The organism is Mesorhizobium sp. WSM3224 (assembly GCF_000427725.1).
GTDB lineage: Bacteria > Pseudomonadota > Alphaproteobacteria > Rhizobiales > Rhizobiaceae > Mesorhizobium.
Genome location: NZ_ATYO01000001.1, coordinates 78,994 through 105,892, shown reverse-complemented (window position 1 = coordinate 105,892; position 26,899 = coordinate 78,994). Strand labels below are relative to the sequence as shown.

Genomic DNA, 26,899 nt, shown 5'->3' with positions numbered 1-26,899 from the left:
AACGGTTTTCCGTCCGGAATTGCGTAAAAACAAATGCTTAGAGCGGTTCTGCGATTCCGTGAAACGCTGAACCGCTCTAGTGTTGGAATGCGGTGTCGGGCACAGGCTTCAGCAGTGACCTATCCGCGATTTCCATGCCAAACCCAGGCTTGTCGCCTATCTTCAGCCGGCCATTTTGTGGCAGTTCCTCGCCAGAAAACAACCTTCCAAACACCGGCCGAATCGAGCGCCCATCGGGGCTGGCCGCCACATATTCGCAGAGCGGTTCGGCCGGCTGGCTGGCGATGAAATGGTAGGAATAAGGGCCGGAGCCGTGCGGGATGAGGGGGATGTCATAGGCCGCGGCATGCGCGGCGATCTGTAAAAGTGCTGTCAGCCCACCGGCCCACATGACATCAGGCTGCAGGATATCGACAGTTCGCTCCTTGATCAGCTCGCGGAAACCGTAGCGCGTGTATTCGTGTTCGCCGGTCGTCCATTTCAGCGTCGGGTGCGCCTGCTTCAGCAGCCGGAACCCATCGACATCGTCGGGGTGCAGCACTTCCTCCCACCAGAAGATACCGAGATGCTTGGCTGCCTCGGCCAGGCGGATGGCGTAAGGGACAGTGAGCGACATGTAGCAATCGACCATCAGCGGGTAACCGGCGCCGACCTTCTCGCGCTGGGCCGCGAGATAGGCGACGTTCTGGAGGAGGCCGCCCTCGCCGTCGAAATGGCTGTGCGGCAGCGGCACCTTGGCACCCCAGAAACCGAGCTCCTTGATCGCGTCGGGCGCCGGGCCGGTGCAGTAGAAGGCGATCTCGTCGTGGCATTTGCCACCGATCAGATTGTACACCGGCTCGTCGCGAAGCTTGCCCAGCAAATCCCACAGCGCCAGGTCGACTACCGAGATGGTGGCGATCGGCAGGCCCTTGCGGCCATAGGGCATCGAGGCTCGGAACATCTGGTCCCACATCCTGGCGATGTTGCGCGCGTCCTCGCCGACCAGAAAACGCGAAAAATGATGCTTGACCAGCCAGGCGGCGGGATAGCCACCGAACCCGGTGGCGACGCCGGTGACGCCGGCCTCGGTTTCGAGTTCGACGACGATCGAGCCCATCACGCCGATCCCCCAGGAGGAACGCGATGCCTTGTATTGCTGGTGACCCGACATCGGATTGGCGATCAGCGTGTCGATCAGCCAATGGCCCTTGCCCTGCTGGAAGTAGTCGCCGCCATCTCCCTCGCTCTCGACGAGAAAGACGCGCACATCCTTGATGGTGAAATTCGGCATGACGGGGTCCAGCTACGCCTTCTAGTTCTGATGGAAGACTTGCGCGAGTTCGACGACATGAGGCGTGCCGTCGTCATTGTAGTCCATGATGTCGGCCATGAATTTCCACCAGCGCCGGTTGATCTCGGTGCGCGGCAGCGCGGCCATCGTGTGGTCTTCGGCCCGTATCAGCGTGGCGAACAGAAAGTCGGTTTCGGGATCGTGCCAGATCGAATAGTCGGAGACGCCGGCATCGCGCAGAGCCTGCGTCAGTTCGGGCCAGATCTCGTCGTGCCGCTTCTTGTATTCGGCGATGCGGCCCGGATGAACCTTCATGCGAAAAGCGATGCGCTCGGCCATTCGCGTTCTCCCCTATTGCAGGTTGACGTAGAGCCCGCCATCGACGAGCAACGCGGCTCCCGTGACATAGGACGCCATGTCCGACGCCAGGAAGGCCACGACCTTGGCGACGTCGGATGCTTCGCCGAAGCGGCCGAGCGGGATCCGCTTGTCGAGATAAGCGCGCTTCTGCGGGTCGGACCAGTCGTCCTTGTTGATGTCGGTGGCGATGGCGCCCGGCATCACGGAATTGCAGCGGATGCCATAGGGACCAAGCGCGATGGCCACCGACTGCATCAGCGAATGAACGCCGGCCTTGGTCGGCGTGTAATGAGACTGCATGGCCCCGCCCACCAGCGCCGAAATCGACGACGTAGCGACAATGGCGCCGCCGCTGCCTTGATCCTTCATGCGGTTGGCCGCGGCCTGCACGGCAAAGAAGGCGCCGTTCAGGTTGACGTCGACCACATGCCGCAACAGGTCGGGCGGCATGTCGAGGAATGTGTGGAACGGGCAGATGCCTGCATTGGAGGCAAGAATATCGACGCCGCCGAACGCATCCACCGCCACCCGCACCAGTTCCGCGCTGACCGCGGGCTCGGCGATGTTTCCTTCGATGGCGATGGCTTTGCGGCCCAGCGCCTCGATCTCGGCGACGGTCTCGTCGGCCGCGGAATCGCGCGCGAACGCGATATCCGCGCCACCGAAATAATTGATGACCACGTCCGCGCCCTGCCGTGCGAACTCGACCGCGATGCCGCGGCCGATGCCTCGGGAGCCGCCAGTGACGATCGCGCGTTTTCCCTCAAGCAGCATGATCGCCGGCCCTAGCGAATACGGAACGGGATCGGATCGGCGCCGGCGAGCACGTCGAGCGTCGTCTTGCGGATATGCGCGACGTGTGCAGCCATCGCCGCCTCGGCTGCCTTGGAGTCGCGCGCCACGAGAGCGCTGACGATGGCGTCGTGATCCCTGGCCGACTGGTCGAGCACGCCCGGTATTTCGGACGCCTTCCTGCGCTGGTCGACGGCGAGGCTGTAGAGCGAGCGCGAGACCTGATCGAGAAAGGCGTTGTTGGCCGCGGTGCCGATCAGCTCGTGGAACTCGACATCGGCGACGCGAAACGCCACCGCATCTCCAACGGTTCGATAGGCCACCTCGACCAGTTCGGCGAAGCGTTCGAGCTGCGCGGCCGTGACATTGCGCGCCGCCTCCGCGGCGAGGCCGCCGTCGATGACGGTTCGGGCGGTGAACAGGCTTTCCAGGCTGTAGTCCTGGAGGCTCAGCACGAAGGAGAGCGGCGCCATCAGCCGGTTGGGCTTCAGGTCGGTGACGTAGGAGCCGCCGCCCTGCCGCGTCTGCACGACCCCCATCATCGTCATGCCGCGCAGCGCTTCACGCACCACGGGCCGCGAGACATGCAGGGCCTTGGCGAGCTCGTTTTCACTTGGCAGCTTGTCGCCGGGGGCGATGTTGCCGGACGCGATCAGCCCCATCAGCCGCTCCGCCACTTTCTCCGAGGCGGAAGGCGTAATGTCGATCGGCTGCAGTTTGTCGAGTGGACCCATTTTACCCTCAAGCTTGGGAGCGGACGCGCAACTGGTCGAGACCCACGGCGAGCAGCAGAACCGCTCCCTTGGTGACGTCCTGCCAGAAGCTCGAGACATTGAGAAGGGTGAGGCCGTTGTTCAGCGTGCCGAGGATCAGCACCGCAAGCAGCGTGCCCCACACCGAGCCGCGACCGCCGAACAGCGATGTGCCGCCAAGGATGATCGCCGCGATGACGGTGAGCAGATGCTTGCCGACCGAATCCGGCGCCGCAGCGCCAAGCATCGCCGCGACGATGACGCCCGCCAGTGCGCCGGCGAGCCCGGAGGCCACATAGAGCAGGATCTGGGTGCGGTCGACCGGAATGCCGAGCATGCGCGAGGCCTCCGGATTGCCGCCGGAGGCGTAGATGTAGCGGCCGAATGGCGTGAAGGCCATCGCCCACCACGCCAGGAAGTAAACCACCAGCATGATGATGAGCGGCACCGGAATGCCGCCCGAACCGCCGATCTTGCCCGAGCCGATCCAGTTGAAACCAGGGATCATCAAGGGCTGTGTCAGGCCGCCGGTGAGCACCAGCGAAGCACCGGTGATGATCGACATGGTGCCCAAGGTGACGATGAAGGGGTTGAGCTTGAGGCCGTTGGTCAGCGCGCCATTGCCGGCGCCGATCAATCCGCCCGCGAGGATGGCGACCAGGCAGGCGATCCAGATGTCGATGCCGGCCGCATAGCACATGGCGACGATGACGCCGGAAATGCCGGCCACCGCCGCCACCGAGAGATCGAGGCCGCCAGCGATGATCAACGGCGTGCCGGCCGCCGCCATCAGGCCGATGAAAGCCATATTGGAGCCGATCGAAAGCAGATTCTTGACTGTCAGGAAGAACGGCGACAGCACCGTGAAGATAGCCACCAGGATGAGATAGAAGGCGAGCAGCATCGCGACGCCGGCCCAGGCATGGCCGAGCAGGTTTTTCGGCCGATTGCGGACTGCCGGCGTTGGCGCGGTGCTGACGGTGGTCTGGGACATGCGAGGCTCCTGCAAAATCAGGCCGCGGCGGCGGACTTGCTTGCCGCGCTCATCAGCGCCGACGCTTCCGTCGGCTGTTCGAAAACTTCGGTGACCCGCCCCGACGCCAGCGCGATGGAACGGTCGGCAAGGCCGGCGACCTCCTCGGCATCCGAAGAGATCAGCAGAATGCCAAGGCCGCCATCGGCGAGCTGGCGAATCTGGCGATAGATCTCCTGGCGTGCGCCGACATCGACGCCGCGCGTCGGCTCCTCGAGAATGAGCACCTTGAGGTCGCCAAGCAGCCAGCGCGCCAGGCAGACCTTTTGCTGGTTGCCGCCGGAAAGCGTGCCGATCGGCTGTTCGGCATTGCGGGCGCGGATCGAGAGCCGCCGGATCCACTCGGCGGTGGTGGTCGCCTCTTTCTTGCGGTCGACCGACACCCCCTTGGTGAACAGCGGCATGTTGGCGAGCGACATGTTCTCGCGCAGGGACAGCATAGCGACGATGCCCTCGCGCTTGCGCTCGGCGGCAACGAGGCCGAGCCCTGCTTCCACCGCCTTGCCGGGGGTAGAGACCTGATAGGGTTTGCCGTCGATCTCGACACGCCTGACGCGCGTTCGGGGTGCTGCGCCAAATAGTGCCCGTCCGATCATTTCCACGCCGGAACCGATCAAGCCGTGCACTCCCGTGATGGAGCCGCCCCGCACGGTGAAGTCGACCCCGCGCAGCCAGCCTTCGACGCTCAGCCCTTCGACCCTCACGACATCGGCGGCGGATGCCGCATTGGCCGAGAATGCCGGATAGAGATCGCCAACGCGGTTGCCGATAATGGCATGCAGCACTTCATCGACATTGGTGTTCGCGGTGGTGAAATCGCCGGCGTTGCGGCCGTCGCGCAGCACGGCAATGCGTCCGGAAACGGCAAACACCTCCTTGAGATAGTGCGAGATGTAGATGATCGAGATGCCGTCGGCCCGCAGCCGGCGGATGATGCCGAACAGCATCTGCACCTCGTCGGCGGCAAGCGAGGCGGTCGGCTCGTCCATGATCAGGACGCGCGCCTCGCCGTTCATGGCACGGGCGATCTCGACGATGCGCTGCACGTGATGCGACAGCGCGCCCATGCGGGTACGCGGCGACAACCCGTCGAGGCCCATGCGCTCGAGAAGTGCTGTCGCCCGCACCTCCATGGCGCGGCGGTCGACATGCATGCCGTTCTTGGGCAGCGCGCCGATCATGATGTTTTCAGCGACCGTGAGGTCGGGGAATACCGACAGTTCCTGCGGCAGCATGCGGATACCGAGCGCCAATGCATCGGCGGGCGATTTGAGATCGTGATCGCGGCCGTTGACCGCAATGGTTCCAGCGTCGCGGCTGTAATTGCCGGACAGGATCTTCATCAAGGTCGACTTTCCGGCACCGTTGGCGCCGAGCAGTGCGACCACTTCACCGGCATCGAGGTGGAAGTGCACGTCGGCAAGCACTGGCACGCCGCCGAATGCCTTGCCGATGCCATTCATGTCCAGGATGCGATTGTTGGCCATTGCCACCAAGGATGTTGGGTAGATTGATGCGCCGGGGCGACGCCGGATGGCGCGCCCCGGTCGCTCGATTACTTGGCTGGAACGAGGTCCTCAAAACCTTTCAGGAAATCCTCCTTGCGCAGCTCGGTCAGATAGGCCGAGAACGCCTCCTGCGGGAAAGTGTACTCGAAGTCGGCCTTATCGGCACATTTATAGTCGGCGTAATACTGACAGAGATTGGCCTTGTTGATCATCACGTGGTTGACCAGCACGGCCGGCGGCAAGGTCTTGCCGGCGAGCGAGGAGAGCGCGATCGGGATCAGATAGTTGCCGTAATTTTCCGGGAAATAGCCGGTCGCGGCGACCAGGTCGGGCTCTTCGCTCAGCGCCTTGGTTTCGTCGGCGCCATTGCCGACGACCACGACGTCGGCTTGGCGGCCCGCTTGCTGCACGGCGCGCAGCATGCCGATCGCCGATTGGTCGTTGATGGCGGTGATCATGATCGGCACGCCATCGGGAATGCGTCCAAGCACATTGGTCATCTGCGCGAAGGATTCCTGCTGCGTGTTCTTGGTGTCGATGCGCAGCATCTTGGTCTTGTCGAATTCCGGCAGCGCGGAGAGGAAGCCGTTGACCTGGCCTTCGGTGCGCATTTTGGGGATGGAGCCGGACTGCGGCAGCTCACCGACGACGAAATAGCCCTGCATCGCCTTGTCCTTGCCGAATTTGGCGATCGCCGCCTGGCCGAGATAAGACCCGGACATGTAGCCCGATTTCGGATTGTTGGCGCCGAAGAAGGTGGAGCCCGGCATCGGAATGTCGATGGCGACGACCTTGACGCCGTCGTCGTTGAAGACGTTCATCACGGTCTGGCCGAAATTGCTGTCGGTCTGGAATTCGATGACGTAGTCGACCTGGCGCTGGACGAAGCTCTGGGCGTTGGCGAGCGCGGTCGGTCCGTCGAGACGGTTGTCGGCGACCAAAAGGTCGACGCCGGCGAGATCGGCATTCGCCTGGATCGACTTCTCCACCACGACACCAAAGGTGATGTCGCGCTGCAGATTGGCGAAACCGATGACATATTTCTTGCCATTGCGCGGCGGTTTCACCGCGGTGGCGTCCTTGACCATCGCCGCATACTGCTCGGCGCTGAGGCGCTTGCCGTCATAATTGGCGGAATCGAAGCCGTGGAAATCTTCGGCGAAGGCAGCGGCGCCAAACAACACGCTCGCTGCCACGCCAAGCGCGAGCGCCCTGGCGAATGCTTTCATATCGATAATCCTCCCAAATGCGGCGACCGCCGCCCGTTGTTGCCGGACAGCTCCTCTGCCGGCGCTCTCACGGTGAGGGCAAAATGTCACTTCGCAACTTGTCAGTCAAGTTGCGAAGTGGTAGCCGTTGAAAAATTCGAGGGAGGAGTTCTTGTCGCTCACGGCAAGGCCGCGCATCGGCATCATCGCGCAACACCAATTGCCGTGTCCGCTTTCCGCCAGGGCTGCGCGGCTTCGTCAATGCATGGGCCGAGCGAGGTCCGACGCGTCACGGCGTCATGGCTCCAGGGCATTGGGTCGAAGCGCTACGGCTGGTCGCCAAACTGTTCGATGTGGAGCTGAGATCGGCGTGTTAACGCAACACCAGCCTCTCGACCATTTTCTCGTCTACCTCGATGCCGAGGCCTGGTCCGCCGGGCGCATGCACCACGCCGTCCTCGTGCCAGATCGGCTTGTCGACCAGTTCTGTCTGGACCGAGACGCGGAACGGCTTCAGCTCGATCAGCCGGGCATTCGGCGAGGCGATCGACAGATGCAGGCTCGCCGCCGTGAGGATTGCCGTGCTCCAGGCATGTGCGTTGATAGTGATACCGGCCGCGCCGCAGAGATCGTCGATCTTGCGGAACCCGGTAATGCCTTCCGAGCGCGCCGGATCGACGCCAAGAATGTCCACCGTCCCGGTCTCGATCAGCCGCTTGTAGCCCGACACGGTGAACTCGCGCTCGCCGGTGCCGATCGGCAGCCGAGGCAGCGCGTTCTTCAGGGCGCGATAGTCCTCGATCCGGGTTGGATAGAACGGCTCCTCGAGCCAGCCGATATTGTGCTCGGCCATGCGGCGCGCCGTGCTGATGCCGGTATCGCGATCCCAATCCACGCCGTTGCCAGCATCGACGACGATGTCGAAGGTATCGCCAAGAGCGGCACGCAAGGCGGCGACGAAGGCGACGTCGTTGTCCGGATCCTTGCCGATGTCGGAAAGGCCGCGCTTGGCAAAACCGAGCTTGCAGCCCGAAAAACCGTGCTCCTTGAAGCCAACCACTTCGGCAATGTTCAACGCGTTCGTCGCCTTGTTGACGTGGTTGCAGGCATAGGCCGGCAGGCTGTCGTGCTTTTTGCCGCCGAGCAGTTCGTAGACCGGCTTGCCTTCGAGCTTGCCCTGGATGTCCCACAGCGCCATGTCGAGCGCGGAATAGGCAAAGCAGGCGACACCGCCCTCGCCGTACCACCAGGCATGCTTGCGCATCATGGTCCAGGCTTCCTCGATGGTGAGTTCACCGGCCTGCTGCAGCAACGGACCAAAGCCGCCGTCGATCAAAAGCTTGGTCGCCCAGCAGGCCTCCGGCCACATGGCGATGCCTTCGCCCCAGCCAACGGCGCCATCCGTGGTCTCCACGCGCACCAGCACGGTCTGCCGCCAATTGCCGTGATCGTTGGTGTCGGAATAACGGATGACATAGGTTCGGATCGGGCCGAGCCGCATGGAAATTTCCTCCGCAAGAAAGCGCCGCCGGTAGCCTTTGTTGCGACGTTGACTAACACCGGCCGGACTGTTACGTCAAGAAGTGGTCAGGCCACTTGGCCATTTTTGATAAAGGATCGTGTGAGTGGCGGAGGAGGACATGTGGCGGTAAGCGACTTCAGCCATGAGATGCCGCTGAAGCGGGCAGGCCTTACGGAACTGCTCGTTGCCCGCATCCTGGGCATGGTGATGGCCGGCAATTTGAAGCCGGGCGACCAGTTGCCGGCGGAGCGCAAGCTGGCCGAAACCTTCAACGTGTCGCGGCCGACACTGCGCGAAGCGCTGCGCGCGCTGGCCGTTCTCGGTGTCATCGAGGTTCGCCATGGCGGCGGCGTGTTTGTGTCGCAGCTCGAGGCTGCCGACCTGCTTGCGCCGCTGACCTTCTTCCTGACGCTGCGCGCCACCGAAGTGGAAAAACTCTACGAGGCGCGCAGCCTGATCGAAGGCCAGATCGCAGCGCTTGCAGCCGAGCGCGGCGACGAGGCGGCGTTCGATGAACTCGCAACCCTGGTCGAGCGGCAGGCGGGCGCCAAGGACGATCCGGCGACGTATCGCGATCTCGACACTGCATTCCATCGCCGGCTTGGCGAGCTTGGCGGCAACGAATTCCTGGCCCGCGCCGCGCAAAGCCTCAACGTGCTTGGCCAGGAATTCCGCAAGATCGCGTCGGAAACAGCCAATGTCATTTCCACCTCGATCGACGACCACAAGGCGATCGTGGCGGCGCTGCGAGCGCACAACGCAACGGCCGCCCGTGCCGCGATGGTCACGCATATGGAGCACGTGCTGCAATCCACCCAGGCTTCGGTGAGGGCAAAACAATGACCGAGCGGCGCTGGGGCCTTTCGAAGGTCACCGAGGCAGACATCAGGCAAGGCGGCTTCTCCACGCCATGGGATGCGCCCTTCATCCCACCATTCCCGTTCGCCTTCCGCAACGCGGAAATCCTGACGGTGTTCTGGCGAACCGATCCCGGCGCAATGCGCTTTCTGGCACCACCGCCGGTGGAAGCCGTTGGCGATGTCGTCTGCGTCCACATCTACAAGATGAATGATACGAGCTGGCTCGGCCCCTACCACGAAGCCAATGTCATGTTCGGCGCCAAGCTGCCGAACGGCAGAAGCGGTGCCTATTCACCGTATCTGTTCCTGGCCTCGGATGGCGGCGTCGCGCACGGACGCGAGGTGCACGGGCAGCCCAAGAAACTCGCCAATCCGTTCTTCGATCTGCGCGGCGACCTGGTGGTTGGCGGCGTCGAGCGCAACGGCATCGACATCATCACGGTGACCGCGCCTTACAAGCAGAGGCAGGCCGATCCCGCCGAGATGCGCCGGCATTTCGACTTCAGCACCAATCTGAACCTCAAGGCGATCGACCAGATCGACGGCACGCCGGCGATCCGCCAGATCACCTCGCGCAAGCTCACCGACGTTATCGTGCACGAGTGCTGGCGCGGGCCGGCGACCGTCGAGCTCAGGCCAAACGCCCAGGCTCCGGTGTTCCGGCTGCCGGTGGTCGAGCCCATCGAGGCCTTCCATTGGCGCGCCGACTTCACATTGGTGCCGGGTGAAATCGTGCACGATTATCTCGAAACGGGTGCCTGATGCGCGTGGTGGTGACCGATTACACGTTCCCAGCGCTCGACGCGGAGGCGGAAGCCGCGAGGGCCGGCGGTGCGGAATTTTCCGCGTTTCAATGCAAGACATCGGACGATGTGGTCGAAGCGGTCAGGGGTGCCGATGTCGTCGTGGTGCAATTCGCGCCGCTCGGCCGCAAGGCGATCGACGCGCTGGCGCCCGGTGCCGCGGTGATCCGCTATGGCATCGGCTTCGACAACATCGACATCGAAGCCGCCAACGACCGCGCCATGCCGGCGAGCTATGTGCCCGACTACTGCCTTGACGAGGTCGCGGACCACACCACCGCACTCATCCTGGCGCAGTTACGCAAACTGCGGCAGCTGGACGCAAGCGTGCGGCGCGACGAATGGGCGGCGGTCAAGGTCGCGGCGCCGCTGCCCGCCTATGCCGAGACGACAATCGGCTTCCTCGGCCTCGGCCATATTGGCCGCGCCGTGCTGAGGCGGCTGGCGCCGTCCGGATTTCGCTTTATCGTGACCGATCCGATGCTGGACCAGGATATGGCTGCCTCGCTCGGCGTCGAGCGTGTTTCGGCGAGCGAATTGGTAGAGCAGGCCGACGTGCTCAGCCTGCACGCACCGGCGACGCCGCAAACCATCGGCTTCGTCAATGCCGAGCGGCTTGCGCGCATGAAGCCAAGCGCCGTAATCGTCAACACGGCACGCGGCACGCTCATCGACGAAGCGGCGCTAGCCGCAGCGCTGAAGGCCGGCCGTATCGCCGGCGCTGCGCTCGATGTCTTCGTCACCGAGCCGTTGCCGCTGGGGTCGCCGCTTCGCGACGCGCCCAATCTGATCCTGACCCCGCACGCGGCATGGTATTCGGGGCAAGCGATCACCCGGTTGCAGCAATTGGTGGCCGACGATATCGCGGCCCATCTGGCCGGCCGGCCGCTGCGCAAGCCGGTGCCCGGATCGATCGCGGCCATGGGAGGCAGCCGATGACAGACAAGATCAACATCGGTGTCATCGGCGCCGGCTGGTGGGCGTCGCTCGGCCACATTCCGGCACTGCGCGACAATCCGCATGTCGGCATCGTCGCGGTCAACCGGCCCGATGCCGACGGCATGGAAAAGCTGGTGTCGACGTTTCCCGGCGTGCGGTCTTATTTCGATGCCGCCGAGATGCTGGCGACGGAAAACCTGCACGGCGTGGTGGTGGCGTCGCCGCATACGCTGCATGCGGAGCATGCACGGCTCGCGCTCTCCAAAGGCCTGCACACGCTGATCGAAAAGCCGATGGCGACCTCGGCCTCGGACGCACGGGCGCTGGTCGCCCTGGCGCAGGCCAACGGCGCCAAGATCGTCTTGCCCTACGGCTGGAACTTCAAGCCCATCGTCGAAGAGGCCCACCGCCTCATCGCCGACGGGTGGATCGGCGAGGTCCGTCACGTCGTGGCGCAGATGGCCTCGGCGCTGGCCGACCTGTTCGGCGGCGAGCCGATGATCGAGACCAGGGATCATCTGTTCCGCCCGCCCGTCTCCACCTGGGCCGATCCGAAGAAGTCGGGCGGCTATGGCTGGGGCCAGCTGACGCATGGGCTCGGCGCCCTGTTCCGCATGGTCGATCTCGATCCCGTCCGGGTCTTTGCCAGGACCGGCCTGTCGCCGGCTGGCGTCGACTATTACGATGCGGCGGTGGTCGAGTTTTCGAACGGCGCGACGATGGCGCTTTCCGGCGCGGCGACGGTGCCGAAATCGCGCGGCTATCAGATCGACATCCGCATTTTCGGCAGCGAAGGCATACTCTTGTTCGACATCGAACGCGCCCGTGTCGAAGCCATACGGCACGACGGCAAGTCTCACATCGCCGAACTCGGCGCCAACGCAGGCGACTATGAGGTGGTGGCGCCGATCACCCTTCTGGTCGATCTCTGTCGTGGCGTCGATGCAGCAAACCCGGCCGACGGCATCGTCGGAATGCGCTCAGCCGTGCTGCTCGACGCGATGTACCGTTCGGCGCGCAGCGGTCGGATGGAGGAGGTAGAATGAGGCTCAGCGTCACCAGTTGGTCGTTTCCGCAGCTCACGCTTGACGAGGTCGGCGGACTTGCCAGGGTGCTTGGCATCGAAGCCATCGATGTCGGCTATTTCTATCGCTCGGCGCTCGACAAGGCACGGCTGCTCCGAGAACCCGAGGCCTATGGTGAAGAGATCCGCAAAGCTTCGCCGGTCGCCGTGTCGAACCTCTACCATCTCTTCGGCAATTCGGTTGCGGAGCGGAACCTCGCCAGTCCCGCGTATCGCCGGGAAAACCTCACCGACTTCCAACAGGCGCTGAAATTCTGCGTCGCGGTCGGGTCGCCGACGGTGTTCATCCTGCCTGGCGTCATCAATGGCGCGCAAAGCCGCATGCAGGCGCTCGCGGAGACGGTGGAATCGCTGAAACCCCTGCTCGATGCCGCGGCGCCCACCGGGGTGAGTGTCTGCGTCGAGCCGCATGTTCACTCCTATCTCGAGAGCCCGGCGATGACAGCTGACATGTGCGAACGGGCGGCTGGTGTGAAGCTTGCCATCGACTATGCGCATTTCGCCGTTTCCGGATACCGGCAAGAGGAGATCGACGCGCTTGCACCGTGGTTCGGGCACGCGCATCTGCGCCAGGCCCGTCCCGGCGCGCTGCAGACCAAGCTCGACGAAGGAACGCTCAACTTCCCGGCGATGTTCTCAACTTTTCGCGATGCCGGTTTCAGTGGCTGGCTGGCTTGCGAATATGTGCACCAGGGCTATTTCGACACTGTGCATGACGATGTCTTGACGGAAACCGTGAAGATGCGCGATCTGTTTCGCGCCTGGAGTGCCGCATGAGTTCGGGTGCCATCATCGTCACCGGCGGGGCCGGCGGCATCGGCCGTGCCGTCGCGGCGCGGCTCTGCAAAGACGGCTATCGCGTCGTCATCGCCGACCGTGACGGCGCCGCCGCCGAGGCCGTCGCAAAGGCCGTTGGCTGCGATTTCGAAGTCATTGACATAGGCGACGAAGCGTCGGTGGTCGCGGGCGTGAAGGCCGTCGCCGACCGGCATGGCGGGCTCTTCGGCCTGGTCAACAATGCCGGCGTCCACATGCAGGCGTTGGTCGTCGAGACAGCAATCGACGATTGGGACCGCATCTTCCGCATCAACAGCCGCGGCACCTTTTTGATGTGCCGCGAGGCTGCGCGCATCATGGCGGCGCAACAAGCTGGCCAGATCGTCAACATCGCCACCAAGCTCGGCTTTGGCAACCCGTTCTCGTCAGCCTATATCGCATCGAAGAACGCCATCTGGGGGCTGACCCAGTGCCTGGCCATCGAGATGGCATCGAGCGGCGTGCGCGTCAACGCGGTCGCGCCGGGGCATGTCGGGCCGGGCACCGGCATGGAAGCACTATTCCGCCAAAAGGCCGAAAAGCTCGGCAAACGCTGGGAGGATTTCGGGGCGGATGTGGTCGCGACCATTCCGCTGCACCGCTGGTGCAAACCGGAGGACGTGGCCGGCGCGGTGGCGTGGCTGATGGGACCGGACGCCAGCTTCGTGACGGGCGAGCTGATCAACGTCACCGGCGGCTTCCAGGCCTATGCCGCGACCCCCACCGCCGATGCGGTGCGCGAGGCCGGTTTGCGAGGGCCGTCGAAATGAGGCGTCTGCTGGAGGGTAAAGTCGCGCTGGTCACCGGCGCGCGAACGGGACTTGGTGCCGCGACGGTAGTCTCGCTGGCCAAGCTTGGCGCCACTGTCATTGCCTCCGGACGCCACGCCGGAGATTGCAGCGGGGTTGTCGATGCCGTCACAGTGACTGGCGGTTTGGCGTCGGATTTCATGCTCGACGTCGCGGATCTGGGCGCGATCCCGCATCGTGTCGCGGAGGCTCTCAAACTGCACGGACAGATCGACATCCTCGTCAACAACGCCGCCACCATCGCGCCGATGACGCGCCTGGTCGAACTTGACGCCAGGGCCTTCGACGCCGCGCTGACCCTCAATGTCAGCGGTCCGGCCGCCTTGACCGCGGCACTCTGGCCGCGTTTCGGCGGCGGTCGTATCGTCAATATCGTCAGCGGCGCGGCAACCCGCGCCATGTCCGGCTGGGCCGCCTATTGCGCCTCCAAGGCAGCATTGTTGATGTTGACCAGGTCGATCGCACTCGAAGGCGAGGCCACCGGCATTTTGGGATTCGCCCTTGCCCCGGGACTCGTCGACACGGGCATGCAGGCCGCCATCCGCGACGCCAGGATCAATGCGGTCTCGGACATTCCCCGGCAAAACCTGGACCCGCCGGAGCGCGCGGCGCAGATGATCGCCTGGCTTGCAACCGGTTTGGCCGACGACCTTGCCGGCGACTATGTCGATGTGCGGCAGCCGGGGCTGCAGGAACGTGTGGCTGCAGATCTATCTGCGGTTGCAGATCTATCAAACAACGCCAGGGATTGAATGGAATGAACAACATCGACCTTGAGGGACAGGTTGCTGTCGTGACCGGCGGAGCGCAAGGGCTGGGCCTGGCTTTTGCCAGGCGGATGATTGCATCCGGCGCAAGGGTGAGCCTGTGGGACATGAACCAGGCAGGCCTGGAGGCAGCCGTTGGCGAACTCGGCGATGCAGCCAGGGCAGTCCTGGTCGACATCACCGATGCCGAGGCGGTGCTTGCCGCACACGCCCGTACCGAAAGCGAAATCGGAGGCGTCTCGATCCTGGTCAATTCGGCGGGGATCGCCGGACCCAATCATACGCTCGATGCGTATCCGCTGGACGCCTGGCGGCGTGTCATCGATATCAACCTCAACGGAACTTTTCACGTCAACCGCGCCGTCGTGCCGGCCATGAAAACGCGCAATTACGGCCGCATCGTCAACATCGCCTCGATCGCGGGCAAGGAAGGCAATCCCAACGCTTCGGCCTACTCGGCATCCAAGGCAGGCGTCATCGGGCTGACCAAATCACTGGGCAAGGAGCTTGCCGGCTACGACATCGCGGTCAACTGCGTCACACCGGCCGCGGCGCGCACGCCGATCTTCGACCAGATGAAGCAGGAACATATCGACTACATGCTGTCCAAGATCCCACGCGCGCGGTTCCTGGAAGTCGACGAGGCGGCAAACATGGTCGCCTGGCTGGTCTCGAAGGAGAATAGCTTCACCACCGCATCGGTATTCGATCTCTCAGGCGGCCGCGCCACCTATTAGCTCCGAAGGACGTTGGATATTCCGAGTCATGCCACTCCGCATTAACGGCGTCCGTGCGTCAGAAGTACCCTAAATGCCAGGGTCGAGCGCCACGCTGAGTGAATCATCGGCTCTTTCGGAATGAGAAGCAATCGACGGTCTCAAACCATCATCTGACGGAAAAAGCCCCACGACCGTTTCCAGCCGCGGGGCTATGGGAGAACTCCCCGGGAACCTGTGGTCAGATGTTGGCAAGCAATTCGTTGACGCGGCTTTCCATGTCGGCGAGTGCGGCATCGACGTCCTTCTGGCCGGTGATTGCAGCGCTCATCTCTTCGCCGATTATGTCCTGGATCGCAAACTGGCGCTGTACGGCGGACGGCAACGGCTTGCCGAGATCGGCGACCGCGGCGATCGTGTTTCGATGCGGCAGGGCCTTGAAGGCGTCCGAACTGATGATGGCCTTGTATGCCGGCAGGTGACCGGTGCGCGACCAATCGAAGTCGTTATCCGCGAAGAACTTCAGGAACTTGCCGATGGCCGCGGTCTGTTCGGGCGTGCGGTCCTTCTGCGAGACTGCCCAGGTGTGGCCGTCCGCATATTGCGCGTGGGCTCCGCCAAACAGTTGCGGATACGGGTAGACCGCATAGCCGCCCTTGTTGAGCGCGGTACCCTTGGTTTGAGACTGGGCGTTGTTGTCACCGACAACCCACGTGCCGTTAAGCTGGACGCCGCCCTCACCAGCAAGGAAAGCATTGATTGCGCCACCGTAGTCGAGATCCTTGGTGGTGTAGTCCTTGTCGAAGATCGCCTTGTACATCTCGACGACCTTCTTGGCTTCCGGCGTATTCAGCTTCACATGCTTCGGATCGGCGAAGAAGTCGGAGTTCTGCTGGAAGAGATAGGTGTAGAGATTGCGTGTGTATAGCGCAGTCTCATTGGCCAGATTCTGAACGAAATAAGGCTTGCCGGTCTTCTGCTTGAACTGCTCGGCTTGGGCGAGCAGTTCCTCCGGCGACTTCGGCAGGATCGGTGTGCCGTCGGCATTGACGAGGTCGGCTTGTTTGAAGAGATCCATGTTGATGTGATAGAGCATCGTCCAGCTGTCGATCGGCAGGCCGTAGATCTTGCCGTCCTTGGTGGCGCCGTTGCGCGCCGCGTCCGTGAAGGCATCAGGTGTCACGCCGACGGACTTCAAGAGATCGTCGAGCGGCATCAACAGTCCCTTGGATTGGTAGTCCGAAAGCGCGGATTCATGGATCGTAACGATATCCGGAGCGTCGCCGGAGGCGAACTGCGCGGTCAGCTGGTCATAGCCCGGCCATTCCACAGTGGTGACGCTGACATGCACATCGGGATTGTCGGCGTTGAACTTGTTGATCAGCGAGGTGATGATGCCGCATTCGCCGACGGCCTTGCCGACATCGGTGTTGGTGCTGAAATCGGCGTCGCAAGCACCGAAAAAGCGCTGTACGGTCAGTTCCGTCGCTGCAAGGCTTGGGCTTGCGAGCGCCATTGCGCCGGCAGAGACTGCGGCAAACAGCATTTTCCTCATTATCATGTCAGTTCCTCCTACTGAGTTTCGGCCACTCCACCCTGGACTGGCTATGCTTCAATCGCTGCGGCGCGCTCCTCCGCCACTGGGCAATCTTCGTTATCTCACCGCGGCGCCAGAGACGGCCGTGACGATGTATTTCTGGAAAAAGAGGTAGACGATCAGGATTGGCGCGCCGGCGAACACGGCCTGCGCCATGAGGAAGCCGATGCCTTCGGACTGGGCGAAATTGGTCTGCGTCGAGGCCATGCCGACGGTCAGCGTGTACATATCCTTGTTTGTCGCCGAGATCAGCGGCCACAAATAGTCGTTCCACGCGCCAAGGAACGTGAAGATGCCGAGGGTCGCCTGTGCAGGCACCGTGAGCGGCAAAAGCACTTTCCAGAAAATCCTGAACCGGCTCGCATTGTCCAGCATGGCGGCTTCGTCCAGCTCCTTCGGGATGGCCTTGAAGTATTGGGTCATCAGGAAGACGCCGAACGAAGCCGACAGGCCCGGGAGGATGAGCCCAGGATAGGTGTTGTGGAACTTCAGGACGCTGAAGATCTGGTGGCGGGCGACAAGCACGGCCTGTTCGGGGACCGCCAAGCCGAAAAGCACGATGACGAACAGGACGTGTCGGCCGGGGAAGTTCAGCCGTGCAAAGCCGTAGCCGGCGAGCGACGACAGGATCAGCGTACCGAGCGTCAACCCGCCCGAGACGATGATGCTGTTGCGCACCCAGATGAACACCGACGAGGTGCCTACGGTGTTGACGTAGTTCTTCAGCGTATAGGGCGCATGAAACACGGAATTGGGATCGGCCATCAGCTCGGCATTGTCCTTGAGGGACAGTCCGATGACCCACAGAACCGGCGCGATCATGACGATCGACAGCAGGATGACGAGGACCAGCAGGACGCGATCGCCGAAAGCCTTTCCCTTGATGGAAGTGGCCGGAATACTCATACCCGGTCTCCCTTGTTGCGTGCGACGAGGTACTGGGCCATGGCCGCGACCAGGATGAGGATGAAAAGGATTTCCGATGCCGCGGCACCCATGCCCAGATCCCAGCGACGGAACGCGGTGTCATAGATGTAAAGGACGATCGGCTTGGTCAGGTTGTTCGGACCGCCGCGCGTCATCAGCCAGGCCTGCCCGAACAGCTGGAACTGCAGTACGATCTGGATGATGACCACCAGGACGAAAGTGCGTTTGATCGACGGCAGCGTGATCGAGCGCAACGTCTGCCAGCGATTGGCATTGTCGAGCGCCGCCGCTTCGTAAATATCGCGCGGGATCTGCTGCAGAGCCGATAGAAAAAGCATCATCGGCAGGCCGATACACCACCAGACAGTGGCGATGGCGATGCCGATCATCGCAAGGCTGGGATTGGAAATGAAAGCCGGGGCGGTGGCGCCGAACCATCCGTAGATCGTCGACAGCAGGCCGACATTCGGAATGAAGACGATGCGCCAGATCAGCGTGACGATGGTGACCGACAGCACCGAAGAGGAAAAGAACAGCGTCCGCAGCACCGCGGCGGTGCGCGTGCGGCGGTTGAGGCAAAGTGCCAGGAAAAGGCCGATCAGCGCCAGCGTCGGCACCGTCAGAAGCACGAAATAGAAGGTGTTCCAGATCGATTGCAGGAAGACCTTGTCGTGATAGAGCCTGACGTAATTGCCGAGGCCGACAAAATTTCCGGACGAGAACGTGTCGGCCTTGTGGAAGCTCAGCCAGATCCCCCACAGCAGCGGGAAGAGCAGCAGCGTCGTGAAGAAGAACAGGAATGGTGCGACGAAAATGGCGTTTCGCCATTGCGGCGCGTAGATATCGGCGCTTGGGGTTCTAAGGCTCGCGGCCGGCGTCGCGGTGTGCGGCATCGCCAATTGGTCAGCCATGCCAGGCCTCCCCCGCGTGCCAGGCGCGGCCAGCCTCGTTGAACAGATGCGACTTCTTGCCGTCGAAGGCGAGCCCGACCTTGTCGCCGACTGTGACGCAGCTGTTGCCGGCATCCGAGCCGACGACCTGCAGGCCATCGCCCAGCCTTGCGTAGATCAAGGTGCGTTCACCGAGCCTCTCGAGCACATCGACCACGCCATCGGCATCGCCCTGCCCCGCGGGAACGATGCGAACGTCTTCCGAACGGATGCCGAAGGTGCACTTGCCGTCGGTCAGCAGATTGGACGCGATCTCGGTCTGGACCGCCATGCCGTCGGCAAACTTGACCTTGGCGTTGCCGCCCGATCTGTCGAGTGTCGCAGCAACAAAGTTCATCGCCGGCGCACCGACGAAGCCCGCGACGAATTTGGTTGCCGGGCGATCGTAGATCTCCATGGGAGAGCCGATCTGTTCGATTTTGCGATTGTTCATGACGACGATGCGGTCGGCGAGCGTCATTGCCTCGACCTGATCGTGGGTGACGAAGATCATTGTCGATTGCAGGCGTTGGTGGAGCTGGGCAAGTTCGATGCGGGTGCGGGTGCGCAAAGCCGCATCGAGATTGGAGAGCGGTTCGTCGAACAGGAAGGCCTTCGGCTCCTTGACGATCGCACGGCCGATGGCGACGCGCTGGCGCTGGCCGCCGGAGAGCTGGCCTGGCTTGCGCTCGAGCAAGTGCGGCATTTCGAGGATGCGGGCGGCTTCGTTGATCCGCGCGTCGATGACCTGCCGTGATACGCCGATATTCTCAAGCCCGAAGGCCATGTTGTCGCGCACGGTCATGTGCGGATAGAGCGCATAGGACTGGAACACCATGGCAATGCCGCGCTTGCCCGGCGGCAGATGATCGATGCGCTGGTCGTTGATGGCGATCTCGCCGCTATCGACGGTTTCGAGCCCAGCGATCATTCGCAGGAGCGTCGATTTCCCGCAGCCGGACGGTCCAAGGAACACGATGAATTCGCGTGCCTTGATGGACAGCGACAGGTCCTCCAGCACCGACATGGCACCGAAGTGCTTGCTCACATTCCTGATTTCGATATCGGCCGTCACGTCGACGCTCCTCCTCAGCGCATGCACGTTTCGATAATGCGCGCCCGAAGTCAGACCTTGAGGCGGATCATCTGGTAGGAATAGGCTGGCAGCGACAGGGTCAGCTTGCCGCCAGCCACCGAGGCGCCTGACCCTTTCCTGGGAACGACATTGCCGGGATTCTCGGCCGAATTGACGGCCTTCAGATCCGCATGCGTCATCAACCGGTGATCTGCAATATCAGCCGCGCCGAAGCCGGCGATATCGATCACGGTTTCGATTGCCTCGCTCGAATGGCGGTTGACGGCAAAGAAGGTGACATGGCCGGTTTTCGCGTCATGCACGCCGGTGACATCGACACAGGGAACGTCGCCCGCGACAGCGGACTTGTAGGTCGGGCTTTCCACCTTGAGGTCCAGCGCATTGCCGCGCCCGTAGAGCGAGGCAAAGAGATAGGGGTAGAAGGTCGTCTGGCGCCAGGCCGGGCCATTCGCAACGGTCATGATCGGCGCGATGACGTTGACCAGTTGCGCCAGGCAGGCGATCTTGACGACATCGGAACGGCGAATGAAGGTGTTGAGGATCAAGCCGACCTGCAGCACATCCTCGAAATTGTAGATGTCTTCGAGCAACGGCGGGGCGAAGGGCCAGCCGTCATTGCCACCGAGGATCTTCTTGTCCTTTTCCTTGGAATGGTACCAGACGTTCCATTCGTCGAATGAGATGTAGACCTGCTTGCTGGAGCGCTTCTTGGCCTTGACATAGGCGATGACGCCGGCGACCGAGGCGATGTAGTCGTCAAGTTTCTTGCTCATCGCCAGATAGTTCGGCGCGTCATTGGCTTCGTTGTCGAAATACATGTGCAGCGAGATGTAATCGATCTCGTTGTAGGTGTGGTCGAGAACGGTCGCCTCCCATTCTGGATAGGTCGGCATCTTGGCGTTCGAAGAGCCGCAGACGACGAGTTCGAGCGACTTGGAAAAAGCACGCATCGCCTTGGCGGTCTCATGCGCCAGGCGGCCGTACTCATCAGCGGTCTTGTGGCCGATCTGCCAGGGGCCGTCCATTTCGTTGCCGAGGCACCAGAGCTTGACGTCGAAGGGCTCCTTGCGGCCATTGGCGATCCGCTTGTCGCTCCACTCGCTGCCACCTGGATGATTGGTGTATTCCAGAAAGTTGCGGGCTTCGTCGAGGCCGCGCGAGCCGAGATTGACGGCGAGCATCATCTCGGTGTTGGCCAAGGCGCACCAGTCGGCAAATTCATGCAGGCCGACTTCGTTGCTTTCCGACGTGTGCCAAGCGAGGTCGAGGCGTACCGGGCGCTCTTCCTTGGGGCCGACGCCGTCCTCCCAATTGTAAGCGGACACGAAATTGCCGCCCGGATAGCGGACGATCGGAACGTTGAGTTCCCTCACGAGATCGATGACGTCCCGACGCATACCGTTGGCATCCGCGGTCGGATGGCCGGGCTCGTAGATGCCGGTGTAAACGGCGCGTCCCAGATGCTCGATGAAGGATCCGTAGAGCCTCGGGTCGATTTCCGAGACAACATAACGCGGATGCGCCGTAACGGCTGCCTTCATGCATTCCTCCCACAATATCACAAATGATGATTTAAATCATCTTATCCGATATCAAAGGCGACCTGTAGCCGTTCGTCAAGCCAAAACAGTCAAAAGTCTGACAATTGACTAAAAGACTTTGCCTGTCGATGAAGGCAACAGGCTGAAATTACATCACTTTTTTAAAACCCGGTTTTGTGATATCATCTGGTTTTGATCCGAAGCAGGATGTCCTGGTCGTAATTTCCAAACCCCTTGCCGAATATGTTGACCCCGCCCGGCCGCTCGGCGTCTTCTTTGACGCCAATACGGACACGAATCGAATGATGGGCCTTGAGGTCAAGTGCGGCGAGGCTGACTTCGGAAATCCTGACGCCGTCGACATAGGTGCCGTCGGTGGAAATTCGCCAGTTCTTGAGCTTGCCATATTGCGAGCCCTTGAGCTTCCACCACGAGGGCGTGAAGACGCCGCGCTTGTCGCCAAAATCACCGGGCGAGGTCCAGGTGCCGACATCGACGCCATTGATTGCCAATGTGATGTCGGATGGCCAGTCGGCGCTGGTGCCCGGCACCTCCGAGGACAGTTCCGCCACCACTTCGAGCTCAGTGATTTCGGCATTGGCGAGCTTGGCATTGTTGGGGAACTGGTATTCGACAAAGCCGCGCGTGAACCACAATAGGCCCGCCTTCATGCGGTCCGGATCGAGGAACGTGTTCGGCACGTCGAGCAGACCGATGATACCGTCCGGCGAGCACAGGCCGCAGGGCGCCGTCACCTCGAACCCAGTGTAAAGCCCGATCGGCATCGACACTTCGATCGCGTCGTTCCTGACCGCGCGATACTCGCTCTTGAAGACCACGAGCACTTCCTCGGCGGTCGGATAGCAGATCTTCTGGCTGCCCTTCTTCGCCTTCTGGTTCTCGGTGCGTATCAGGCCCGCATCCTCAAGCACCTGGATATTGGTCGAGACCGTCGATTGCGGCAGCGACAGCACGGCGGCGATGTCGTTGACATTCATCGGCCCTTTCTCATGCAGCAGTTTCAGCATTGAAATGCGCGCCAAAGAGGCAAGCCCCTTGAGCACGGCAATGCCCTCCTCAGGTTCGATCACCAGAAAATTGCGACTCATGAACGGCCAGTCTATATGAAATTCATACCCGAAATTGGCTTGTATATCGGGATAACTGATTTAATCAATGTGTTGTTTGACCCCGAGTTACTTTATTGATGGGAACCGCACCGTGCCCGGCGTGCGGACCACGCGAAATCGATCGGGGATCGCGGGCGTCCGCATAAATCGATAAACTCAACGCGGAAGTCGGCAGTCTTGACCATGGCATGGCGGGCCTGGCTCTCGCAACGTATCGAGCTGACGGTGAGCTTCACTATGGCCCTGCCCGTCGCTGGCACTGCTATCAGGCACAAAGCAGCCAGGTCGCGTTAGGGCTGATTGCAGGAAGACCTCTCTTGGGAAGATTGGCTACACGCTGACGTTGACTTCCTGCCCTATCCTAACTTTCCAAGGCTACCCTATCGGCCCGATGCGTTTCCGGTGGTTCGATGGTCCAAACCTCCCTCGCATACGCACCTGACCAGGCTCCACAACCCCGGTCGGGAGTCTGCGTCGGGCGACCAAGTCGTACACCTAATTGGGTTAGCTCGGATCGACACAATTGGTAGGCAAAGCGGTTGCATCTCGAATTACCCCCTTCTAGTCAAGCGATATGGCGTCTATCGTCTTTTGGACATGGCTCTTTCGTCTCCTCACTTACCAAGGAGTAAGATAGGAAATCTCGCGGCTGTTGATTTACACGTACCGGATGACGCAATATTCTCACGAACAAGTAAGAGTGTCTCGACTGTCGGCACTTTTATTGCCGTTCAGCTGAGTGCGTTTGTTGCTTCGGCTGGCTGACGCCGCCGAGCATTTGAATCATGCCGCCAGTGGACGTTGAATTTTTCGTTCGGGCGGTGGGACGTCTAAAAAGGAACTGGAGGCGAAATGCATTTTTCGAGGTTCGTTCCACCGGTTGTCCTCCTGTTGGCGTTCACTGTTGTCCAAGCCGGCGTCGCTGCGCTCTGGGGCGGCACAGGGGTCGTGTTGGCACGGACCCTTCCCCCCGTTTCTGACGGAAATCATTGGCCCGACGCTACAAACACGGGCATGCCGGCAGGAACTGTTCCGACTGTCTACACCGGACCGAACGTCATTACCGTCGACGGGACCGTGATCGAGAATAAGATCATCAACACCTACATCGAGGTGAGGGCGAAGAACGTCACGATCCGCAACTGCCAAATTAACTTCGATGGGTGGCATCCGATCTACGCGTACGAAGGCGCCGATGGCCTAACGGTAGAACGCTGCACGATTACCGGTCAGGGTAAGACCGGCGGCTCCTACGGCATCGACACCAGTGACACTCTTGGCTCGACGCTGATCGGGAACAACATCTCTGGCTACGAGAACGGTATCACGCCAGGTTCCAACGCGGTCATAAAAGGTAATTACATCCACGACCTGCAAGCAGGCGGCGCTGACCCGCACTATGACGGCATCCAATTGGGCGGCCATCCAAAGGTCCAGGTCAACGTTTTGATTGAGGACAACACCATTGTCGGACGTGACAATGCCGACGTCTGGATCACCAACGACTTCGGCTCGATAAATGGCGTCAAGGTGAACCACAATCAACTATTGGGCAAAGCATCAGGAACTGGCCCCAACGTCTCGCTGCCTGTGTTCACCGTTTATGTCGATGGGGCAAAGCCGAACGGCACAATTTCCGGGATAACAATCACAAACAACATTATCCAGCGTGGCGTTTATGGCTTCATCGACATTGACAGCGTCACCGATGTAACAGGGTCCGGTAACGTAGACCTGTTAGCTATGCCAATCTGATTGCGAGATCACACGTCGGAGAGTGAGAGGGTATGAGCCTACGATCCAAGGGCCAACACATCCTTTTGGCCGTCTGATCCCGTGATGGCCCGGAGCAGGCTGCGCAATTATCCGAATTCGCTAAGGGCTTCGTGCCGACAGTCCACTAGAATTCGCGTTGTTGGGTCGGGAAAAACATGTTTGCCCGGGCCCAGCCATTTGTTTTCAGCACCTCACCGTTGGAGCCTGCAACCGAATAATTGAGAGGGCCGCATTATGTCGGACCAGATCGTAAGTTTCGTCATGAGCGGAGGCGTGGGTTCGCGGCTGTGGCCTCTCTCGCGGGAAGACAACCCCAAGCAATTTCATAATCTTTCAGGCGACGGGTCGATGCTTGTGAAAACGGTGCGGCGCCTGAAGGCGCGACCGAACGGCGACACCCCGATCTATCTGATCACGTCGGAGAGACACGCCGATCGAATTATTTCCGACATTGTTCCACTCGGTTTGAATGGCGGCAGACCGATTTTCGAGCCCGCCGGTCGCAACACCGCTGCGGCAGTTGCCATAGCCACTCTGCTGACGATTTCCGAATACGACAACGACTCGCTTGTGCTTGTGGTCCCTTCAGACCACGAGATATCGACCGAACGGAAATTCTGGGAGACAGTCGAGGCAGGCAGATTTGCCGCCGAGCGCGGCAACATCGTCGTATTTGGCATCAAGCCGACACACCCCGAAACTGGATACGGCTATATCGAGGTGGCGGCAGACGGTGGCGGAGTGGCTGCGGTGTCGCGTTTTGTCGAAAAGCCCGACGCGGAAACGGCTCAACATTACGTGTCTTCGGGGCGATTCTACTGGAATGCCGGTATCTTCCTTTTTCGTGCCGAAACCATGCGGCGGGCGCTGCTCGAATTTCGGCCGGACATCTGGGAGACCGCCGAACGGGCTTTTCGAGCCGCACGGACCGATGTGTCGGGAACCTATATGCCCCTGAGCTTCTATGAAGCCATTCCCTCGGTCTCGATTGACTATGCGGTGGTGGAGAAGGCGCGCGAGATCGCAATGGTCGCAGCTACTTTCCGCTGGAGCGACCTCGGATCCTGGCAATCACTGCTCGAGGCGAGCCCAACCGACTGCGATGGCAATGTCATGATGGGTGATGTTGTCGCGATGGATTGCAACAATTGTTACGTGAGAAGCCAAGGCAGGCTGCTGACCGTCATTGGAATGAAGGATACGGCGGTGGTGGCGACAGCCGACGCAGTGTTTGTTGCCCCCGTCAGCCATAGCCAGAACGTCAAGAAGGTTGTCGAGCAGTTGGAGAAGAGCGGACGCCTCGAGACGAAGTTCACACCGTCGGAAGATCGCGTTATCATCAGCGGGTCATGGCGCAAGCGCGTCAAGCACTGGCTATTTGATGAAACCCTCCCGCTGTGGTCCACAATGGGAATCGACCATGTGCACGGCGGCTTCCATGAAGCACTAGGTTTCGATGGCAGGCCGCTTGGTAAGCCCAAGCGAATGCGAACCATGGCGCGCCAAATCTACGCTTTCGCGGTGGCCAAGGAACGCGGTTGGACGGGACCTGCCGACGAACTTATCGATCACGGCATCAGTTTCATAGCCAGACACGGTCATACCGACCGCGGCGGGTGGGTTCGCGCCCTTCAGCCCGACGGAAGTGTGAGTGACCCGGCAGAGGATACCTACGACCATTCTTGCGTGCTGCTGGCACTTGCCCATGCGCACCGATGCGGCCACCCGGAGGCCTTGCGGCTCGCCGAAGAGACACTTCATTTCATTGATACTCATCTGGAGGACGCCAGTTTGAGCGGCTTCCTCGAGACTCCAGGCTGGAAAGGTGTGCGGTATTCAAATCCTCATATGCACATGCTGGAAGCCTTTCTGGCTTGGCATAGCGTCACGGGCGAGCGGACGTATTTGCGTAGGGCCGCACGTGTCATCGACCTCTTCCGTTGTCATTTCTTCGACGAGGAGAGCTGGACGCTTGGGGAGCGTTTCGACCCCGATTGGCAACCATTGCCGGGCAACGACGGCCAGTGGACAGAGCCCGGGCATCATTTCGAATGGGCATCCCTGCTGGTCGACTTTTCGCTGCTGAGCGGTCAGAAAGACCTGGTGCCTCTTGCGAGAAAACTCTACTCCTCGGCAATATCCAGCGGATTGAACCGGGCCACTGGTCTGGCTTATGCGGCTGTGTCGCGAAATGGAATTCCTCTCGATCGCATTTCGCGCAGTTGGCCACAATGCGAGGCGGTGAAGGCGGCCAGCGCGCTGGACGGCATCGGCGGACCAGACCTAAAACCTGAGATAGAAGCCCGCGTTGCTCGTCTGTTCAGATGGCATATCGATCCCGCGCCAATGGGCCTGTGGATCGATAGGATTGATGAACGGGGACGATCGGCGGCGACCGAGGTCCCAGCAAGCATCTTCTACCACCTCGTGACGGCATTGATACAGTATCTCGACAAGACAGAGGGACTGGTCGAGCCCTTCGCGAAACCGGTTTCGGAAACGGACAACTCCAGTCTCGCACGGGTTTACGCTTGACGTGCCGTCATCGTCATGGCGATGCGCCGGTTGATGCTGCGCAAAGTCAAGCACGGATGCCGCCGATCAGAAGCGGCATTGGGTTTCATGCCAATTCGTCCGACAAATTGGCGCTAAGGGGTGGGA

24 protein-coding genes are annotated in these 26,899 nt (G+C 61.4%); 10 read left to right on the top strand and 14 right to left on the bottom strand.

Going from position 1 to position 26,899, the window contains the following annotated elements; translation table 11 throughout:
- Nucleotides 1-76: 76 nt before the first annotated feature.
- The 8 genes from rhmD to YU3_RS0100450 form a co-directional block, all read right to left on the bottom strand.
- On the bottom strand, nucleotides 77-1,273 hold the full coding sequence (rhmD, locus tag YU3_RS0100490; RefSeq protein WP_027164376.1) for an L-rhamnonate dehydratase: 1,197 nt from the start codon (nucleotides 1,271-1,273) through the stop codon (nucleotides 77-79).
- A gap of 21 nt (nucleotides 1,274-1,294) precedes the next feature.
- Nucleotides 1,295-1,612: an L-rhamnose mutarotase gene (gene rhaM, locus YU3_RS0100485; protein ID WP_027164375.1), complete on the bottom strand. Its 318-nt coding sequence runs from the start codon at nucleotides 1,610-1,612 to the stop codon at nucleotides 1,295-1,297.
- Between the two features lie 12 nt (nucleotides 1,613-1,624).
- Complete coding sequence (locus YU3_RS0100480; protein WP_027164374.1) at nucleotides 1,625-2,407, bottom strand: glucose 1-dehydrogenase; 783 nt, start codon at nucleotides 2,405-2,407, stop codon at nucleotides 1,625-1,627.
- Between the two features lie 11 nt (nucleotides 2,408-2,418).
- On the bottom strand, nucleotides 2,419-3,159 hold the full coding sequence (locus YU3_RS35800; RefSeq protein ID WP_051333802.1) for a FadR/GntR family transcriptional regulator: 741 nt from the start codon (nucleotides 3,157-3,159) through the stop codon (nucleotides 2,419-2,421).
- Between the two features lie 7 nt (nucleotides 3,160-3,166).
- Nucleotides 3,167-4,171 (bottom strand): ABC transporter permease, encoded by a 1,005-nt coding sequence (locus YU3_RS0100470; RefSeq protein ID WP_027164373.1) that lies wholly within the window; start codon nucleotides 4,169-4,171, stop codon nucleotides 3,167-3,169.
- A 17-nt stretch (nucleotides 4,172-4,188) separates the two neighbouring features.
- Nucleotides 4,189-5,697 (bottom strand): sugar ABC transporter ATP-binding protein, encoded by a 1,509-nt coding sequence (locus YU3_RS0100465; protein ID WP_027164372.1) that lies wholly within the window; start codon nucleotides 5,695-5,697, stop codon nucleotides 4,189-4,191.
- Between the two features lie 68 nt (nucleotides 5,698-5,765).
- Complete coding sequence (locus YU3_RS0100460; protein WP_027164371.1) at nucleotides 5,766-6,947, bottom strand: sugar ABC transporter substrate-binding protein; 1,182 nt, start codon at nucleotides 6,945-6,947, stop codon at nucleotides 5,766-5,768.
- A gap of 352 nt (nucleotides 6,948-7,299) precedes the next feature.
- Nucleotides 7,300-8,427 carry a mandelate racemase/muconate lactonizing enzyme family protein gene (locus YU3_RS0100450; protein ID WP_245273381.1) on the bottom strand — a complete coding sequence of 376 codons (1,128 nt, stop codon included), beginning with the start codon at nucleotides 8,425-8,427 and terminating at the stop codon, nucleotides 7,300-7,302.
- Between the two features lie 141 nt (nucleotides 8,428-8,568).
- On the opposite strand from YU3_RS0100450, the gene YU3_RS0100445 reads away from it, so the two are divergent.
- Genes YU3_RS0100445 through YU3_RS0100410 form a run of 8 tightly spaced genes read left to right on the top strand, consistent with a single transcriptional unit; the run spans nucleotide 8,569 to nucleotide 15,263 of the window.
- A complete protein-coding gene (locus tag YU3_RS0100445; RefSeq protein ID WP_027164369.1) occupies nucleotides 8,569-9,291 on the top strand; it encodes a FadR/GntR family transcriptional regulator in 723 nt (240 codons plus the stop codon).
- Nucleotides 9,288-10,070: an acetoacetate decarboxylase gene (locus tag YU3_RS0100440; protein ID WP_027164368.1), complete on the top strand. Its 783-nt coding sequence runs from the start codon at nucleotides 9,288-9,290 to the stop codon at nucleotides 10,068-10,070. Before YU3_RS0100445 ends, YU3_RS0100440 begins: the two co-directional genes overlap by 4 nt.
- Nucleotides 10,070-11,050 carry a C-terminal binding protein gene (locus tag YU3_RS35795; RefSeq protein ID WP_036257585.1) on the top strand — a complete coding sequence of 327 codons (981 nt, stop codon included), beginning with the start codon at nucleotides 10,070-10,072 and terminating at the stop codon, nucleotides 11,048-11,050. Before YU3_RS0100440 ends, YU3_RS35795 begins: the two co-directional genes overlap by 1 nt.
- The gene (locus YU3_RS0100430; protein WP_027164367.1) at nucleotides 11,047-12,096 is read left to right on the top strand and encodes a Gfo/Idh/MocA family oxidoreductase; all 1,050 of its coding nucleotides are present in this window, start codon (nucleotides 11,047-11,049) and stop codon (nucleotides 12,094-12,096) included. The genes YU3_RS35795 and YU3_RS0100430 overlap by 4 nt, the downstream gene beginning before the upstream one ends.
- Nucleotides 12,093-12,911 carry a sugar phosphate isomerase/epimerase family protein gene (locus YU3_RS0100425; protein ID WP_027164366.1) on the top strand — a complete coding sequence of 273 codons (819 nt, stop codon included), beginning with the start codon at nucleotides 12,093-12,095 and terminating at the stop codon, nucleotides 12,909-12,911. The genes YU3_RS0100430 and YU3_RS0100425 overlap by 4 nt, the downstream gene beginning before the upstream one ends.
- Nucleotides 12,908-13,720, top strand: coding sequence for an SDR family oxidoreductase (locus YU3_RS35790; RefSeq protein WP_051333801.1), 813 nt, complete (start codon nucleotides 12,908-12,910; stop codon nucleotides 13,718-13,720). The genes YU3_RS0100425 and YU3_RS35790 overlap by 4 nt, the downstream gene beginning before the upstream one ends.
- A complete protein-coding gene (locus tag YU3_RS35785) occupies nucleotides 13,717-14,511 on the top strand; it encodes an SDR family oxidoreductase (protein WP_051333800.1) in 795 nt (264 codons plus the stop codon). Before YU3_RS35790 ends, YU3_RS35785 begins: the two co-directional genes overlap by 4 nt.
- Before the next feature lie 5 nt (nucleotides 14,512-14,516).
- Nucleotides 14,517-15,263, top strand: coding sequence for an SDR family NAD(P)-dependent oxidoreductase (locus YU3_RS0100410; RefSeq protein WP_027164365.1), 747 nt, complete (start codon nucleotides 14,517-14,519; stop codon nucleotides 15,261-15,263).
- Nucleotides 15,264-15,483: 220 nt separating this feature from the next.
- Here YU3_RS0100410 and YU3_RS0100405 read toward each other — a convergent pair whose 3' ends face one another.
- The 6 genes from YU3_RS0100405 to YU3_RS0100380 all read right to left on the bottom strand — a co-directional run bounded on the left by YU3_RS0100405 (nucleotide 15,484) and on the right by YU3_RS0100380 (nucleotide 22,441).
- A complete protein-coding gene (locus YU3_RS0100405; protein ID WP_027164364.1) occupies nucleotides 15,484-16,797 on the bottom strand; it encodes an extracellular solute-binding protein in 1,314 nt (437 codons plus the stop codon).
- Between the two features lie 99 nt (nucleotides 16,798-16,896).
- On the bottom strand, nucleotides 16,897-17,745 hold the full coding sequence (locus tag YU3_RS0100400) for a carbohydrate ABC transporter permease (RefSeq protein ID WP_027164363.1): 849 nt from the start codon (nucleotides 17,743-17,745) through the stop codon (nucleotides 16,897-16,899).
- On the bottom strand, nucleotides 17,742-18,659 hold the full coding sequence (locus tag YU3_RS0100395; RefSeq protein WP_051333799.1) for a sugar ABC transporter permease: 918 nt from the start codon (nucleotides 18,657-18,659) through the stop codon (nucleotides 17,742-17,744). Before YU3_RS0100395 ends, YU3_RS0100400 begins: the two co-directional genes overlap by 4 nt.
- A 10-nt stretch (nucleotides 18,660-18,669) precedes the next feature.
- Entirely contained in the window at nucleotides 18,670-19,770 is a 1,101-nt protein-coding gene (gene ugpC, locus YU3_RS0100390; protein WP_027164361.1) for a sn-glycerol-3-phosphate ABC transporter ATP-binding protein UgpC, read from the bottom strand.
- Between the two features lie 50 nt (nucleotides 19,771-19,820).
- On the bottom strand, nucleotides 19,821-21,332 hold the full coding sequence (locus YU3_RS0100385) for an alpha-N-arabinofuranosidase (RefSeq protein ID WP_027164360.1): 1,512 nt from the start codon (nucleotides 21,330-21,332) through the stop codon (nucleotides 19,821-19,823).
- Between the two features lie 182 nt (nucleotides 21,333-21,514).
- Nucleotides 21,515-22,441, bottom strand: a complete 927-nt coding sequence (locus tag YU3_RS0100380; RefSeq protein ID WP_027164359.1) for a helix-turn-helix domain-containing protein — start codon at nucleotides 22,439-22,441, stop codon at nucleotides 21,515-21,517.
- Between the two features lie 873 nt (nucleotides 22,442-23,314).
- Here YU3_RS0100380 and YU3_RS0100375 point away from each other — a divergent pair.
- The gene (locus YU3_RS0100375) at nucleotides 23,315-24,217 is read left to right on the top strand and encodes a right-handed parallel beta-helix repeat-containing protein (protein WP_084507880.1); all 903 of its coding nucleotides are present in this window, start codon (nucleotides 23,315-23,317) and stop codon (nucleotides 24,215-24,217) included.
- A 255-nt stretch (nucleotides 24,218-24,472) separates the two neighbouring features.
- The gene (locus YU3_RS35780) at nucleotides 24,473-26,773 is read left to right on the top strand and encodes a mannose-1-phosphate guanylyltransferase/mannose-6-phosphate isomerase (protein WP_084507879.1); all 2,301 of its coding nucleotides are present in this window, start codon (nucleotides 24,473-24,475) and stop codon (nucleotides 26,771-26,773) included.
- Nucleotides 26,774-26,899 lie beyond the last annotated feature (126 nt).

What these genes read in the sequence shown, in the direction of transcription:
- YU3_RS0100425 (WP_027164366.1), top strand. Translation starts at nt 12,093, where the DNA reads ATGAGGCTCAGCGTCACCAGTTGGTCGTTTCCGCAGCTCACGCTTGAC.
- YU3_RS0100400 (WP_027164363.1), bottom strand. Translation starts at nt 17,745, where the DNA reads ATGAGTATTCCGGCCACTTCCATCAAGGGAAAGGCTTTCGGCGATCGC.
- YU3_RS35780 (WP_084507879.1), top strand. Translation starts at nt 24,473, where the DNA reads ATGTCGGACCAGATCGTAAGTTTCGTCATGAGCGGAGGCGTGGGTTCG.
- YU3_RS0100470 (WP_027164373.1), bottom strand. Translation starts at nt 4,171, where the DNA reads ATGTCCCAGACCACCGTCAGCACCGCGCCAACGCCGGCAGTCCGCAAT.
- YU3_RS0100410 (WP_027164365.1), top strand. Translation starts at nt 14,517, where the DNA reads ATGAACAACATCGACCTTGAGGGACAGGTTGCTGTCGTGACCGGCGGA.
- YU3_RS0100450 (WP_245273381.1), bottom strand. Translation starts at nt 8,427, where the DNA reads ATGCGGCTCGGCCCGATCCGAACCTATGTCATCCGTTATTCCGACACC.
- YU3_RS0100440 (WP_027164368.1), top strand. Translation starts at nt 9,288, where the DNA reads ATGACCGAGCGGCGCTGGGGCCTTTCGAAGGTCACCGAGGCAGACATC.
- YU3_RS35785 (WP_051333800.1), top strand. Translation starts at nt 13,717, where the DNA reads ATGAGGCGTCTGCTGGAGGGTAAAGTCGCGCTGGTCACCGGCGCGCGA.
- YU3_RS35795 (WP_036257585.1), top strand. Translation starts at nt 10,070, where the DNA reads ATGCGCGTGGTGGTGACCGATTACACGTTCCCAGCGCTCGACGCGGAG.
- YU3_RS0100405 (WP_027164364.1), bottom strand. Translation starts at nt 16,797, where the DNA reads ATGAGGAAAATGCTGTTTGCCGCAGTCTCTGCCGGCGCAATGGCGCTC.
- YU3_RS0100395 (WP_051333799.1), bottom strand. Translation starts at nt 18,659, where the DNA reads ATGCCGCACACCGCGACGCCGGCCGCGAGCCTTAGAACCCCAAGCGCC.
- rhaM (WP_027164375.1), bottom strand. Translation starts at nt 1,612, where the DNA reads ATGGCCGAGCGCATCGCTTTTCGCATGAAGGTTCATCCGGGCCGCATC.
- rhmD (WP_027164376.1), bottom strand. Translation starts at nt 1,273, where the DNA reads ATGCCGAATTTCACCATCAAGGATGTGCGCGTCTTTCTCGTCGAGAGC.
- YU3_RS0100380 (WP_027164359.1), bottom strand. Translation starts at nt 22,441, where the DNA reads ATGAGTCGCAATTTTCTGGTGATCGAACCTGAGGAGGGCATTGCCGTG.
- YU3_RS0100385 (WP_027164360.1), bottom strand. Translation starts at nt 21,332, where the DNA reads ATGAAGGCAGCCGTTACGGCGCATCCGCGTTATGTTGTCTCGGAAATC.
- YU3_RS0100480 (WP_027164374.1), bottom strand. Translation starts at nt 2,407, where the DNA reads ATGCTGCTTGAGGGAAAACGCGCGATCGTCACTGGCGGCTCCCGAGGC.
- YU3_RS0100430 (WP_027164367.1), top strand. Translation starts at nt 11,047, where the DNA reads ATGACAGACAAGATCAACATCGGTGTCATCGGCGCCGGCTGGTGGGCG.
- YU3_RS0100465 (WP_027164372.1), bottom strand. Translation starts at nt 5,697, where the DNA reads ATGGCCAACAATCGCATCCTGGACATGAATGGCATCGGCAAGGCATTC.
- YU3_RS0100375 (WP_084507880.1), top strand. Translation starts at nt 23,315, where the DNA reads ATGCATTTTTCGAGGTTCGTTCCACCGGTTGTCCTCCTGTTGGCGTTC.
- YU3_RS35790 (WP_051333801.1), top strand. Translation starts at nt 12,908, where the DNA reads ATGAGTTCGGGTGCCATCATCGTCACCGGCGGGGCCGGCGGCATCGGC.
- YU3_RS0100460 (WP_027164371.1), bottom strand. Translation starts at nt 6,947, where the DNA reads ATGAAAGCATTCGCCAGGGCGCTCGCGCTTGGCGTGGCAGCGAGCGTG.
- YU3_RS35800 (WP_051333802.1), bottom strand. Translation starts at nt 3,159, where the DNA reads ATGGGTCCACTCGACAAACTGCAGCCGATCGACATTACGCCTTCCGCC.